The organism is Rufibacter latericius (assembly GCF_003721515.1).
Lineage (GTDB): Bacteria > Bacteroidota > Bacteroidia > Cytophagales > Hymenobacteraceae > Nibribacter > Nibribacter latericius.
The window spans coordinates 245,629-259,041 of record NZ_RJJD01000002.1; the positions used below are offsets into that span (position 1 = coordinate 245,629).

The window sequence follows — 13,413 nt, forward strand, 5'->3', positions numbered from 1 at the left end:
CGGTTTACCGTTCAACCCAATGCCTCTTTAAAAGGGGATACTTATAGGAGAGGGGCAGTAAGTTGGTTTAGGAACATGACCAGAAAAAAGAAAGACATCCGGCGGGAAGGCATCATGGAGGCGGCAGCGCAGCTTTTCAAGCAGAAAGGCTTCGGGGGCACTTCCATGCGCGACCTGGCCGAGCAGGTAGGAATGGACGCGGCCACCATGTACCATTACATCAGCTCCAAAGACCAGATCCTGCAAACCATTTGCTTTGCCATCGCCAATACCTACGTGACCCAGTTGGCAGAGATAGAGCAAGCCCAGACCTCCTTCAAGGAAAAGCTGAAAGCCTTGGTGCGGCTGCACATTCACCTGATGGTCACCAAAGGAGCTGAGGTTTCGGTGACGAACAACGACTGGAAGTACCTTTCTTCTGGAGCGCTGGAGGAATTCAAAGAGCTGAGAAACCAATACGAAAAGCGGTTTGCCTCTCTTATAGAACAGGGAATTGCGGCGGGCGAGCTGCAGGAAGTAAACCGGTCGGTGGCGTTGTTCACGTTATTGTCGGCGGTGCGTTGGGTAGAACTCTGGTGGAGACCCAACCGCGGCATCTCCCTGGAAGAACTGGAAAACACCATCCTTACTATATTATTTAAGGGGTTGGAGAAAAAAGAAGCATGAGCAGATTCCATAAAGTAAAAATAAAGCAGGTTCACCGCGAAACGCATGACAGCGTAACCGTTACCCTGGATGTGCCCGAAGACCTGAAAGGCACCTTCCGGTATACCCAGGGGCAGTACCTCACGTTTCGGCGGCACCATAACGGCGAGGAGCTCCGGAGGTCTTACTCCATCTGCTCCAGCCCCTTGGAAAACGAGTGGAAGGTAGCCATCAAGAAGGTACCCGAAGGCCGCTTTTCTTCGTTTGCCAACGAGGCGCTGAAACCCGGCGAAGAGCTGGAAGTCATGCCGCCCATGGGCAAGTTTTACACCCCTTTACATCCTGACAAACAAAAAAGCTACCTGATGGTGGCGGCAGGCAGCGGCATCACACCCATTCTTTCCATCATCAAAACCGTGTTGCGCGCAGAGCCCAAAAGCCAAGTGCTGCTTCTGTACGGCAACCGGGGCCGCAACTCCATCATGTTCAAAGAGGAGATTGAGGGCCTAAAAAACAAGTTCCTGGAACGCCTCAGTGTCTACCACATCCTTAGCCGCGAGCACGGTGACACCGACCTCCTATTCGGCCGCATTGACAAGGAGAAAACGGGCTTGTTTCTCCAAAAGCTCATCAAACCAGAGGAAATAGACGAGTGCTTCCTTTGCGGACCCGAGGAAATGATTTTCGGGGCGAAAGAGGCGCTGGAAGAAGCTGGAGTAGCCAAAGACCATATCCACTTTGAATTGTTTACCTCCGGAGAAGCAGGCCAGAAAGCCGCCGAACGCAAAGAAAGGCCTGCGGGCGAGGAAGACCGCAAAAGCCGGGTGCAGGTGCGGCTAGACGGTAATTACCTTAATCTGGAGATGTCGTACTATGGCAACACCATTCTGGATGCCGCCGCCGAAACCGGAGCCGATGTGCCATATTCCTGCAAAGGAGGTGTCTGCAGTACTTGCCGGGCCAAAGTGCTGGAAGGCGAAGTGGAAATGGACGTGAACTATTCCCTGGAACCCGAGGAAGTTGCCGCTGGCTACATTCTTACGTGTCAGGCCCGGCCTTTGACAGAACGCGTGGTCGTGGATTTTGATCAATAAATACAGATAGAGTCAATCCTTGGTGGTTGCCCATTGGTCTTCGGAACTGAAAGGGCAACCACCAGGGATTGCCCCACAAACCAGAATTCCGTTCTAAGCCCGTTTTCTAGAAAACAGGCTCAAAATGAAAAAGCCGCCTCAAGGCGCATCAGAAACGTAAGTATCAGTACAAGTGTTAGAAAGGTATGGAAACGATCATAGATAAATCACTGGAAGAACTGTTTGAGGAGAAGATCGCGAACGAGATCCGGATTGAGCCCAAAGACTGGATGCCGGAACAGTACCGCAAAACCCTGGTGCGCCAGATTTCGCAGCACGCCCACTCCGAAATTGTAGGCATGCTGCCCGAGGGCAACTGGATCACCCGCGCCCCATCGCTCAAGCGAAAAGCCATTCTGCTCTCCAAAGTGCAGGACGAGGCCGGCCATGGATTGTACCTCTACAGCGCCGCCGAGACGCTGGGCACTTCCCGTGACCAGATGATCGCTGACCTTCACTCGGGCAAAGCCAAGTACTCCAGCATCTTCAACTACCCCACTTTGTCCTGGGCTGATATCGGGGCGATTGGCTGGTTGGTAGATGGGGCGGCCATTATGAACCAGGTGCCTTTGATCCGGACTTCGTACGGACCGTATGCCCGGGCCATGGTGCGGGTATGCAAAGAAGAAAGCTTCCACCAACGCCAGGGCTTCGAGATCATGATGACCTTGTGCAACGGCGCTCCGGCTCAGAAGAAAATGGCGCAGGAAGCCTTCAACCGTTGGTGGTGGCCCACGCTCATGATGTTCGGTCCTAAAGATTCTGAATCGCCGAACACTGAGCAATCCATGCGTTGGAAAATCAAGCGGTTTACCAACGATGAGCTGCGACAGCGGTTCGTGGACATGATGGTACCGCAGGCCGAATTCCTGGGCCTCACCGTGCCAGACAAAGACCTGAAATGGAACGAAGCTAAAAACGGCTATGACTTCGGGGACGTGGACTGGGAAGAGTTCTGGAACGTGGTGAAAGGAAACGGTCCCTGCAACAAAGACCGCATCAATACCCGCGTGAAAGCCCACGAAGAAGGGGCCTGGGTGCGCGAAGCTGCCTTGGCACATGCCCAGAAACGTGTCCAGCGCGAAGCAGCAAAGAATGTAGCTTAACCTTTTCCTTCACTCCATCAACAATACAAACAATGAGTCAGCAGAAAGAATGGCCCCTGTGGGAAGTCTTCATCAGAAGCAGACAGGGCCTTGACCATAAACACGTAGGCAGTTTGCATGCCGCAGATGCCGAGATGGCTATACAGAACGCCCGCGATGTGTACACTCGCCGCATGGAAGGGGTGAGCATCTGGGTGGTGGAGTCAAAGCACGTGCACGCCTCAAACCCAGACGAAGCCGCCGCTTTCTTTGATCCCGCCAACGACAAAGTGTACCGTCACCCCACGTTCTACGAGGTGCCCGCCGAAATCAAAAATATGTAAGCCCCATGGATTTACAGCACACCCCCACGGTTCACCTGCAGAACTATTCCCCCGAGCTTCGGGCGCAGTTACTGGACTACACTCTGCAACTCGCAGATACTAGCTTAATCTTAGGCCATCGTTTGTCTGAGTGGTGTGGTCACGGCCCTATATTGGAGCAGGATCTTGCCATGGCCAACATCGCCCTTGATCTGATAGGAGAGACCCGCAGCCTGTACCAATACGCCGCCGAGCTGGAGAGCCAGGGCCGTACCGAAGATGACTTGGCCTATCTCCGGGAAGCCGTGGAGTACAAGAATCCCTTGCTGGTGGAACAGCCTAACGGTGATTTTGGAGATACGGTAATGCGTCAGTTTATCTTTGACGGTTTTCACTTCTTTTTGCTAAAAGACCTGCAAAACAGTCCAGATTCCGGATTGGCAGGCATCGCGGCGAAATCGTTCAAAGAAGCCAGCTACCACATCAAATGGAGCTCAGAATGGATCATCCGCTTGGGCGATGGCACCGAGGAAAGCAAACGCCGGATTCAGAAGTCCCTGGAAAATCTCTGGATGTATTCGGGGGAGCTCTTTTCCATGACTCACACCGAAGAACAACTTTCGCAAGCCGGCCTCATTCCGGATTACCGCACGTTGCAACCCCAATGGGAAGCCCACGTGGGAAAAGTATTTGCTGAGGCAACCCTTGAAGTGCCCCAGAACGTGTTCATGCAGAAAGGCGGGAAAACCGGTCGGCACACCGAACACTTAGGCTACCTGCTTACGGAACTGCAATACCTGCAGCGTGCCTACCCAGGCCTGGAATGGTAAGGTGATTCTGACCTGTTTTCCAGAAGATTGCCTCAAAGCAGCGAATGCTTACTTAAACAAACCAATGGCCTTGTGCCTGAACACCTGCAAATAGCCTTTAAAGAAGTGACCACCGAAACCCACATCTGGAAACTGCTGGAAGATGTCTCTGACCCGGAGATTCCCGTGCTGAGCATCCTGGATTTGGGCGTTCTCAAGAAGGTACAGGTGCAGGAAGACGGAAAAGTGCAGGTGACCATCACGCCCACTTACTCAGGTTGCCCGGCCATGAACACCATCGCCGCGGATATTCGGCTGAAGCTATTGGCCGAGGGGTTCAAAGACGTGGTGGTGAACCTACAACTCAGCCCTGCCTGGACCACTGATTGGCTTTCGGAGGATGGTCGGCGGAAGTTGGAGGAATACGGCATTGCTCCGCCGGTTGAGCCCGATGGAGACATTCATGCGCTTTTCGGGAGAGATACAGTAGTGCGGTGTCCGGTTTGTCAATCAGAAAACACTAAATTAGTAAGCCAGTTCGGTTCTACTTCCTGTAAGGCGCATTACCAGTGCAACGCCTGCCTGGAACCCTTTGACTATTTCAAGTGCCTCAAATAAAACTATGACCCAAAGCAATTTTATTATCTACTCTTTGGAGAACGGCGTGGCAAGGCTCACCTTAAACCGGCCCAACGTCTTCAACAGTTTCAACCGCGAGATGGCCTTGGCCTTGCAGGCCCGTTTGCAGGAAATCGCCCTAGACGAGGCCGTACGAGCGGTGGTACTTACCGGAGAAGGAAAGGCTTTCTGTGCCGGTCAGGATCTCGCCGAAGCCACCGGACCTGAGAGTCTGGAGATTTCCCAGATTGTGGTACAGCACTACAACCCCATCATTTTGCTGCTGCGCCAATTAAACAAACCCGTGATCGCTGCGGTGAATGGCGTTGCCGCCGGAGCCGGGGCAAATCTGGCGTTAGCCTGTGACCTGGTAGTGGCCAAAGAATCATCCTCGTTTATCCAGGCTTTCAGCAAAATAGGCTTGATTCCTGACAGCGCCGGCACCTTTTTCCTGCCCCGTTTAATTGGGCAACAACGGGCTTCGGCCCTGATGATGACCGGTGACAAGGTAAGCGCCCCTGAGGCTATGCAAATGGGCATGATTTACAAGGTTTTCCCTGACGATTCTTTTGACAGCGAGGTAACTGCTTTGGCCCTGAAAATGGCCCAAATGCCTACCAAAGGCCTGGCGTACACCAAGCAGTTGCTGAACGTCACTTTTGAAAATACCTTAGCCGAGCAACTGGAACAGGAAGCCGTTTTTCAGCAGAAAGCCGGGCAAACCCAGGACTTTAAGGAAGGAGTAGAGGCCTTCATTCAGAAACGTAAACCAAACTTCACAGGCCAATGATCATCGGGATTATAGGAAGCGGAGCCATGGGCGCCGGCATTGCGCAAGTCATCGCCTCGGCGGGTAATAAAGTGTATCTGTTAGACAAAAACGGCCAGGCGTTGGAACGGGCCGCCAAAAGCATCAAAGACTCCCTCCGGAAACTATCCTTTAAAGGGAAACTCTCGGAGAACCAAGCGGCAGAAATCCAGGATCGGCTAAACTTTACTGAGAACCATCAGGATTTCGGGGATTGTGACCTGGTACTGGAAGCCGTGGTGGAGGACCTGGAGGTAAAGCAGAACCTGTTCAGGGAAGTGGAAATGATTGTACCAGAGACCTGTATCCTAGCTACCAACACTTCTTCTTTGTCCATCGCTTCCATTGCCGCGGCCTGTGAGAAACCCGAGCGCGTGGTCGGGATTCATTTTTTTAACCCGGCACCATTGATGCCGTTGGTGGAGATCATTCCGGCTGTGCAAACCCGTGAAGGTTTGGCTCAGGAAATCAAGAACATGGTGCAGTCCTGGGGCAAGCTGCCGGTCATCACCAAAGATACTCCTGGCTTCATCGTGAACCGAGTAGCCCGTCCGTTTTACGGTGAGGCCATAAGGCTGTACGAAGAAGGCATCGCCGACATTGCTACCATAGATTGGGCCATGACGGAGTTAGGCGGATTCAAAATGGGGCCTTTCACCTTGATGGACTTCATCGGGCACGACGTGAACTACCGCGTCACTGAATCGGTTTTCACGTCCTTTTTCTTTGATCCCCGCTATAAACCCTCTTTTACCCAGAAGCGGTTGTTTGAGGCAGGCTTTTTTGGTCAGAAAACGGGCCGAGGTTTTTACGATTACCGCGAAGGCGTTGCCCGTCCTGAACCAATTAAAGACGAAGAACTGGGCCGGTACATCCTGAACCGCATCCTGGCCATGTTAATCAACGAAGCCATTGATGCCTTGGCCCTGAACGTGGCCTCCAAAGAAGACCTGGAACTTGCCATGACCAAAGGCGTGAATTACCCCAAAGGTTTACTGGCCTGGGCCGATGAACTTGGCCTGGAGCATGTATTAGCCAACCTGGACGGCCTCTATAAAGAATACCACGAGGACCGCTACCGGGCAAGTCCGCTCCTGAGGAAAATGGTCCGTGAGAATACTAGCTTCTTTCCAGATACTCAGCAAGGGGTTTAGGACCTACTTTGCGGAAAACAGGCTCTAAGCTCAATTATAATTTGAGCCATTACAAGATTCAAGCATAAACCGGCACACAAAAGGTGGCTTAAAGCCACGGAATAAACAAACATGAAGCAAGCATACCTAGTAGACGGCATCCGCACGCCCATCGGGAATTTTGGAGGAACTCTGGCCATGGTGCGTCCTGATGATTTAGGAGCCCTCGTGATTCAGGAACTGATGAAGCGAAACCCATCCGTTGATCCGGCCGCTATTGCCGATGTTATTATGGGCTGCGCGAACCAAGCCGGGGAAGATAACCGAAACGTGGCCCGCATGTCGCTGCTCCTAGCGGGTTTGCCCTTCTCCGTACCCGGCGAAACTGTGAACCGGCTGTGTGCCTCGGGGTTGTCAGCCGCAGTGGCAGCGGCCCGTGGTATTCAGTGCGGAGACGGAGACCTGTTCATCGCCGGAGGGCTTGAAAACATGACCCGCGGACCTTGGGTGATCTCCAAAACCAGCACGCCTTTCGGTCGCGATGCTCAGATGTATGACTCCAGCTTCGGCTGGCGGTTCGTAAACCCCAAAATTCATGAGGTATTCGGCACCGATGGAATGGGCGAAACCGCCGAGAACCTGGCCCGCCGGGAAGGCATCAGCCGCGAAGACCAGGATGCGTTTGCTATGTGGTCTCAGCAAAAAGCCGCGAAAGCGCAAGAAGCCGGAAGGTTTATTGAAGAGATTGTGCCGGTCAAGGTTCCTCAGAAAAAAGGAGCCTTTAAGGTTTTTGCCCTGGATGAATTCATCAAACCTACCACCAGCCTGGAGGTATTGGCCAAACTGAAACCCGCCTTCCACAAAGAAGGGACCGTGACCGCCGGCAATGCCTCAGGGCTGAACGACGGAGCGGCCGCGCTTTTATTCGCCTCGGAAGAAGGACTTAAAAAATATAATCTTACACCCAAAGCCCGCTACGTTTCCATGGGTGCGGCTGGAGTTGAACCGAAATACATGGGCATGGGTCCGGTGCCTGCCACCCAGATGGCACTTCAGAATGCCGGACTCACCCTGAACGACATAGACCTGATTGAGATCAACGAAGCCTTTGCCTCGCAGGTGCTGACCTGTACCCGGGCATTAGGTTTGGATGACCATGACCCTAGAATCAACCCAAATGGTGGCGCTATAGCCTTGGGTCACCCTCTGGGCATGAGCGGAGCCAGAATCCTGAACTCGGCGGCCCTTGAACTGCACAGACAAAACAAGCGCTATGCCTTGATAACCATGTGCGTGGGCGTGGGGCAGGGATACGCCGCTATCATTGAACGGGTATGATCTACGAATTCAACGGTTACGTTCCGGTCGTCCACGAGAGTGCTTTTGTGCATCCACAGGCAACCGTTACCGGTAATGTGATTATCGGGAGGAACGTGTACGTGGGACCGGGCGCCGCTATCAGGGGCGATTGGGGCGAGATCATCATTGAAGACAATTGCAACGTGCAGGAAAACTGTACCCTCCATATGTTTCCGGGTACCACGGTGCTTCTGAAGGAAATGGCCCACATCGGGCACGGAGCAATCATCCATGGGGCCACCATCGGAAGAAACGTGATGGTAGGCATGAATGCTGTGGTGATGGACCGCGTAGAGATTGGTGATGAAAGCATCGTAGGGGCGCTTTGCTTTGTGCGGGCCGATGAAAAAATTCCGCCCAGGAGCGTAGTGGTAGGCAATCCGCATAAGATTGTGAAAGAGGTAAGCGAGGAGATGCTCAGCTGGAAAACCGAGGGCACTAAAATCTACATGCAACTTCCCGCCGATTGCCATACCACTTTAAAGCCTTGCGAACCCCTGCGGGAAGTTCCGGAAAACCGAAAAAGGCAGGAACCCAGCTACCAAACCTGGAACGAGCGAAAGAGCGAATAGTGGTCTAATTTCGGCCTGTTTTCCCGAAAACAGCCTCAAAACCTACGGAAGCTTTTGTTCAAAGCTTGCAGATCAACCCATTTACCATCAGCAACTAACAACCAAAAATATGACCGCAGTATTACAGAATTTTGCCATGGGGCAATGGACCCCGGGTTCTGGAAAAGAAAGCGAGATAGTGGATGCCGTCACGGGCGACCTGATTTGCGTGGCGTACAGCGGCGGACTTGATTTTAACGCCATGATGGAGTACGCCCGGACTAAAGGAAACCGATCCCTCCGGAAAATGACTTTCCAGGAACGCGGTCGCATGCTAAAAGCCTTGGCGCTGCACCTGCAGGAAAAAAAGGAAGACTTCTATAAACTGAGTTACCGCACCGGAGCCACCCGCGCCGATAGCTGGGTAGACATTGAAGGCGGCATCGGGAATTTATTTGCGTATGCCTCGCTGCGCAAACAGTTTCCAGATAAGCCCTATTTTGTAGAGGATGAACCGGTTGGTTTGTCTAAGGGCGGCACGTTTATGGGTCACCACATCCTGGTTCCTAAAGAAGGGGTGGCGGTGCACATCAACGCCTACAACTTTCCGGTGTGGGGCATGCTGGAGAAAATTGCCGTGAACCTGTTAGCGGGCATGCCCGCCATTGTAAAACCGGCGCCCATCACGGCTTTTCTAACCGAAGCTGTGGTTCGGGAAATCATCGCTTCTAAGTTATTGCCCGAGGGTGCCTTACAACTGGTGACCGGCAACGGCGAAGGCATTCTGGACCACGTGACGTATCAAGACGTGGTGACTTTTACGGGGTCGGCGCAGACAGGGCGATTGCTCAAAGCACATCCCCGGCTTATTCAGGAAGCGGTGCCTTTTACCATGGAAGCCGATTCACTGAACAGTTCGGTTTTGGGCCAAGATGCGGTGCCCGGAACCCCTGAGTTCGATTTATTTATAAAGGAAATAAGGAAGGAGATCACGGCCAAAGCCGGGCAGAAATGTACCGCCATCCGCCGCGCGATTGTTCCCGAGAACCTGGTGGAGGATGTGCAGATTGCCTTGGGCAAGGAATTGTCCAAAACGGCCATCGGTAATCCGCAAGCCGAAGGGGTTCGCATGGGATCTTTGGTAGGTCGCGAGCAACTAAAGAAACTTCGGGAGCAGGTGAAAGAACTGGCCAAACAGACGCCCATCATCTACGGCGATCTGGACAAAGTGAACCTGATTGGGGCCGACCAGGAGAAAGGTGCCTTCATTTCGCCCATTGTGATGCTGAACCCCGAGCCGTTCAAATTTACCCACACCCACGAGGTAGAAGCTTTCGGGCCGGTGGCCACGCTCATGCCCTACAAGCACCTGGAGGAAGCCATAGAATTAACCAAGATGGGCAAAGGCTCCTTGGTGTCTTCCATTGCCACGGCAGACCCGACCATTGCGCAGGAATTTGCCATTGGGGCCGCCACGCACCACGGCCGCATTCTGGTACTGGACAATGCCTGCGCAAAGGAAAGCACTGGCCACGGTTCGCCCATGCCCATGCTCACGCACGGTGGTCCGGGCAGGGCCGGCGGCGGCGAAGAGATGGGAGGCATCCGGGGGGTGAAGCACTTCATGCAGCGCACCGCCATCCAAGGCTCGCCCACCATGATTACGGCTATCACCGGCGTCTACCAGCAAGGCGCCCAGCAGATCGAAAAAGACGTGCATCCGTTCCGGAAACACTTTGAGGAACTGGAGATCTCTGAGACTTGGGTAACCCACCGCCACACCGTAACCGAAGCTGATATCACCAACTTCGCGAACGTCTCTGGTGACCATTTCTACGCCCACGTTGACGCCACCTCCTTAGAAGGTACCTTGTTCACCGGCCGTGTGGCCCACGGCTACTACATCCTTTCCAAAGCCGCCGGGATGTTCGTTGACCCTAAAAAAGGCCCGGTCCTGCTGAACTACGGACTAGAGAACTGCCGCTTCACCAAACCGGTGTACCCTGGCATGACCATCGGGGTGAAACTCACCGTGAAGGAGAAAGTAGGCCAGGAGAAACGTAGCGAGGAAGATGTGGCCAAGGGCATTGTGAAATGGCTCGTGGATGTGACCGATGAAACCGGCGAAACCGTGGCCATCGCCACCATCATGACCATGGTGAAAAAGCTGGATCAGAAGTAAGGCCGTTTTCCAGAAAACAGGCCAAAAGCAAATAAACAGAACCTATTTCCACCCAAATACATGAACCCCATGACCGAGACCGGGAACGTTGCCTTTACCGTTGATGAAGCCGGAGTTGCCACCATTTCCTTTTTCCATCCGTCCCATAATTCTTTACCAGGCGCTTTATTAAAAAAGCTGGCCCATACCATATTGGAAGCCGGGCAAGAGGAAAGCGTACGAGTAATTGTGCTCAGGAGCGAAGGAGAACGTACTTTCTGCGCCGGGGCCAGCTTTGACGAACTGATCTCTATTCAGAACAAAGAACAGGGCCTGGAGTTCTTCTCCGGTTTTGCAAAGGTGATCAATGCCTGCCGTACATGCGGAACGATCATTGTAGGAAGAATCCAGGGCAAAGCCATTGGCGGTGGCGTGGGCGTAGCAGCTGCCACCGATTACTGTTTCGCCACGGAACAGGCAGCCGTGAAACTGAGTGAAATAGCGGTAGGAATAGGACCCTTTGTGGTTGGCCCGGCGGTGGAACGGAAGATTGGGTTGTCGGCTTTCTCGCAGCTGGCCTTGGATGCAACAGAGTTCAGGTCGGCGGCTTGGGCAAAAGATAAAGGGCTTTATGCCGAGATCTATGAAACCATCCCCGAAATGGATGCCGCGGTACAGGATTTCGCCCTGAAGTTAGCCTCTTACAGCCCCGATGCTTTGACTGCCTTGAAGGAGGTTTTCTGGAGCGGTACCCAGGATTGGGAAACCCTGTTGGAGCAGCGCGCAGGCATTAGCGGTACCTTGGTTTTGTCTGATTTCACCCGCAACTTCATTCAGGAATTTAAAAGCAAGTAACCTCTTGTAAAAATCTATCGGTAAGTTACTTATTAATAGTTTCTGAAATAAATGGTATAGGGCAATTCAATGCGTTTAGGGCCTGTTTTCTGAAAAACAACCTAATTCTAATCTAAGCTTTTCAAGCAAAGGTCACTGCCTCTTCTTGGCAGTGACCTTTGCTTTTCTGTACTTTTAACAAAAACCATCCTACTTCTCATGCCTACTTCCCAGCTTTCCCTGGAGGACATCACCATCAGAACCTTTCTAAAATCAGGAGACTTGGGCTATCTCACGTACCTCCACGGCATTTTGTACCAACAGGAATATGGCTACACCATGGCCTTTGAATCTTATGTAGCAGCGGGCCTAAATGAGTTTTACCAGCAGTACACCGATGCTCGTAATAGGGTGTGGGTGGCGGAGCACAACGGGAAAATGGTGGGTTTCTTGCTGACCATGGACCGTGGAGAGTGGGCGCAACTGCGTTATTTCCTCATCACACCGGGGTATAGAGGCTTAGGCCTGGGCAAGAAGCTATTGAGGCAGTCAATTGAGTTTCTGGTAGAAGTTGGGTATTCGAAAACCTATCTCTGGACCACCCATGAACAAACCCAGGCGGCTCAACTATACCGAAATGTGGGGTTTGTGCTAAGTGAGGAAAAAGAATCCGATGCCTTCGGGAAGCCCTTGCGCGAGCAACGGTACGATCTGCTTCTTTGATTTTGGTGCAATGGGCTAGTACTGGCTTGTTTGACTTTTTTGCATCGTTTTAAGCAAAACACTTGAAAAACATATGGTAATTAAGTAAAAACCCTTAAAATTAGGTAACTCAAAGGTTTGTTACCTATGTCTTCGGTCTACAAAAGAATAATTGTTAAGATTGGCTCAAACGTTCTGACGCAGGAAAACGGCATGCCTGACGAAGCTCGGATGCAGCACCTGGTGGAGCAGATCTCCACGCTGAAGAAGGAAGGAAAAGAGGTCATCCTGGTCTCTTCCGGGGCCGTGGCCTCGGGCAGAAGCCTCATCCGGTTATCTGAGAAGACCGATGCGGTGAGTGCCCGTCAATTGCTTGCCTCAGTGGGTCAGGTAAAGCTCATCAACACGTATTCCCAACTCTTCAGCCAGCATCAACTGGTCTGCGCGCAGGTGCTGGTCACCAAAGAAGATTTTAGAGATCGGGGCCATTACCTGAACATGAAAAACTGTTTCCAGGTACTGCTTCAGAACAACGTGATTCCGGTGGTGAATGAAAACGATGTGATCTCGGTCACCGAGCTGATGTTCACCGACAACGACGAACTGGCCGGACTGATCGCCTCCATGCTCAACGCCGATGCTCTCTTGATTCTCAGCAATGTGAACGGCATTTACAACGGTGACCCTAAAAATCCGGCAAGCTCCGTGATCAAAGACATTGACAGTTCTATTACCGGGTTTTCTTCCTTCGTAACCACCCAGCGCTCCCAATTTGGCCGGGGCGGCATGATCACCAAATGCCACATGGCCCGCAAAGTGGCGCAGTTGGGCATCACGGTGCACATCGCCAACGGCAAAACTGAGAACGTGCTCCTGAAACTCCTGAAAGGTGAGGCAGAAAACACCCGCTTTCTCCCCGATAAAACAGCCTCTGGCAAGAAAAAGTGGATCGCCCATTCCGGAACGTTCGCCAAGGGAGTGGTCCGGATCAACGAAGGAGCTAGGGTTGCCCTGTGCTGTTCAGACGAAGCGAAAAGTTTGCTGCCTGTGGGAGTGGTTCACATCCAGGGTGAGTTCCAGAAAGGAGACATCGTGAAACTGGTAGATGAGCACAACCAGCAGGTAGGTTTCGGGATTGCGGAGTACGGCTCTGAGAAAGCCTTGGAACGGCTGGGCCAGCAGAAGCAAAAACCATTGGTCCATTACGATTACCTTTTCCTTAACCCGGAGCAAAAATAAAACCCAAGCTTTA

General features: G+C 52.6%; 14 protein-coding genes. All 14 read left to right on the top strand.

The genetic code is table 11. The features are described 5' to 3' along the window. Window positions 1–75 precede the first annotated feature (75 nt). Window positions 76–666: a TetR/AcrR family transcriptional regulator gene (locus EFB08_RS04960; RefSeq protein ID WP_123125818.1), complete on the top strand. Its 591-nt coding sequence runs from the start codon at window positions 76–78 to the stop codon at window positions 664–666. Next, window positions 663–1,739 (top strand): 1,2-phenylacetyl-CoA epoxidase subunit PaaE, encoded by a 1,077-nt coding sequence (paaE, locus tag EFB08_RS04965; protein ID WP_123125819.1) that lies wholly within the window; start codon window positions 663–665, stop codon window positions 1,737–1,739. The genes EFB08_RS04960 and paaE overlap by 4 nt, the downstream gene beginning before the upstream one ends. Before the next feature lie 185 nt (window positions 1,740–1,924). After that, the gene (paaA, locus tag EFB08_RS04970) at window positions 1,925–2,884 is read left to right on the top strand and encodes a 1,2-phenylacetyl-CoA epoxidase subunit PaaA (RefSeq protein ID WP_123125820.1); all 960 of its coding nucleotides are present in this window, start codon (window positions 1,925–1,927) and stop codon (window positions 2,882–2,884) included. A 32-nt stretch (window positions 2,885–2,916) separates the two neighbouring features. Further along, a complete protein-coding gene (gene paaB / locus EFB08_RS04975; protein WP_123125821.1) occupies window positions 2,917–3,207 on the top strand; it encodes a 1,2-phenylacetyl-CoA epoxidase subunit PaaB in 291 nt (96 codons plus the stop codon). Between the two features lie 5 nt (window positions 3,208–3,212). Beyond that, window positions 3,213–4,016: a 1,2-phenylacetyl-CoA epoxidase subunit PaaC gene (gene paaC / locus EFB08_RS04980; protein WP_123125822.1), complete on the top strand. Its 804-nt coding sequence runs from the start codon at window positions 3,213–3,215 to the stop codon at window positions 4,014–4,016. 72 nt (window positions 4,017–4,088) lie between these two features. Further along, window positions 4,089–4,613 carry a 1,2-phenylacetyl-CoA epoxidase subunit PaaD gene (paaD, locus tag EFB08_RS04985; protein WP_227006222.1) on the top strand — a complete coding sequence of 175 codons (525 nt, stop codon included), beginning with the start codon at window positions 4,089–4,091 and terminating at the stop codon, window positions 4,611–4,613. Window positions 4,614–4,617: 4 nt separating this feature from the next. Continuing rightward, window positions 4,618–5,403 (top strand): enoyl-CoA hydratase-related protein, encoded by a 786-nt coding sequence (locus EFB08_RS04990; protein ID WP_123125823.1) that lies wholly within the window; start codon window positions 4,618–4,620, stop codon window positions 5,401–5,403. Next, window positions 5,400–6,575, top strand: coding sequence for a 3-hydroxyacyl-CoA dehydrogenase NAD-binding domain-containing protein (locus EFB08_RS04995; RefSeq protein WP_123125824.1), 1,176 nt, complete (start codon window positions 5,400–5,402; stop codon window positions 6,573–6,575). The genes EFB08_RS04990 and EFB08_RS04995 overlap by 4 nt, the downstream gene beginning before the upstream one ends. 111 nt (window positions 6,576–6,686) lie before the next feature. Continuing rightward, window positions 6,687–7,892 carry a 3-oxoadipyl-CoA thiolase gene (gene pcaF / locus EFB08_RS05000; RefSeq protein WP_123125825.1) on the top strand — a complete coding sequence of 402 codons (1,206 nt, stop codon included), beginning with the start codon at window positions 6,687–6,689 and terminating at the stop codon, window positions 7,890–7,892. Continuing rightward, complete coding sequence (locus EFB08_RS05005) at window positions 7,889–8,485, top strand: acyltransferase (protein WP_123125826.1); 597 nt, start codon at window positions 7,889–7,891, stop codon at window positions 8,483–8,485. The genes pcaF and EFB08_RS05005 overlap by 4 nt, the downstream gene beginning before the upstream one ends. A 109-nt stretch (window positions 8,486–8,594) precedes the next feature. After that, window positions 8,595–10,646, top strand: a complete 2,052-nt coding sequence (gene paaZ / locus EFB08_RS05010; protein ID WP_123125827.1) for a phenylacetic acid degradation bifunctional protein PaaZ — start codon at window positions 8,595–8,597, stop codon at window positions 10,644–10,646. Window positions 10,647–10,715: 69 nt separating this feature from the next. Then, complete coding sequence (locus EFB08_RS05015; RefSeq protein ID WP_227006223.1) at window positions 10,716–11,480, top strand: enoyl-CoA hydratase/isomerase family protein; 765 nt, start codon at window positions 10,716–10,718, stop codon at window positions 11,478–11,480. A gap of 198 nt (window positions 11,481–11,678) precedes the next feature. Next, window positions 11,679–12,182, top strand: a complete 504-nt coding sequence (locus EFB08_RS05020; protein WP_123125829.1) for a GNAT family N-acetyltransferase — start codon at window positions 11,679–11,681, stop codon at window positions 12,180–12,182. A gap of 126 nt (window positions 12,183–12,308) precedes the next feature. Beyond that, window positions 12,309–13,400, top strand: coding sequence for a glutamate 5-kinase (gene proB / locus EFB08_RS05025; RefSeq protein WP_123125830.1), 1,092 nt, complete (start codon window positions 12,309–12,311; stop codon window positions 13,398–13,400). Window positions 13,401–13,413 lie beyond the last annotated feature (13 nt).

Coding starts and splice junctions, on each gene's coding strand:
- proB (WP_123125830.1), top strand. CDS start 12,309: ATGTCTTCGGTCTACAAAAGAATAATTGTTAAGATTGGCTCAAACGTT.
- EFB08_RS04960 (WP_123125818.1), top strand. CDS start 76: ATGACCAGAAAAAAGAAAGACATCCGGCGGGAAGGCATCATGGAGGCG.
- pcaF (WP_123125825.1), top strand. CDS start 6,687: ATGAAGCAAGCATACCTAGTAGACGGCATCCGCACGCCCATCGGGAAT.
- EFB08_RS05015 (WP_227006223.1), top strand. CDS start 10,716: ATGACCGAGACCGGGAACGTTGCCTTTACCGTTGATGAAGCCGGAGTT.
- EFB08_RS04995 (WP_123125824.1), top strand. CDS start 5,400: ATGATCATCGGGATTATAGGAAGCGGAGCCATGGGCGCCGGCATTGCG.
- paaB (WP_123125821.1), top strand. CDS start 2,917: ATGAGTCAGCAGAAAGAATGGCCCCTGTGGGAAGTCTTCATCAGAAGC.
- EFB08_RS05005 (WP_123125826.1), top strand. CDS start 7,889: ATGATCTACGAATTCAACGGTTACGTTCCGGTCGTCCACGAGAGTGCT.
- paaZ (WP_123125827.1), top strand. CDS start 8,595: ATGACCGCAGTATTACAGAATTTTGCCATGGGGCAATGGACCCCGGGT.
- paaA (WP_123125820.1), top strand. CDS start 1,925: ATGGAAACGATCATAGATAAATCACTGGAAGAACTGTTTGAGGAGAAG.
- EFB08_RS04990 (WP_123125823.1), top strand. CDS start 4,618: ATGACCCAAAGCAATTTTATTATCTACTCTTTGGAGAACGGCGTGGCA.
- paaE (WP_123125819.1), top strand. CDS start 663: ATGAGCAGATTCCATAAAGTAAAAATAAAGCAGGTTCACCGCGAAACG.
- paaC (WP_123125822.1), top strand. CDS start 3,213: ATGGATTTACAGCACACCCCCACGGTTCACCTGCAGAACTATTCCCCC.
- EFB08_RS05020 (WP_123125829.1), top strand. CDS start 11,679: ATGCCTACTTCCCAGCTTTCCCTGGAGGACATCACCATCAGAACCTTT.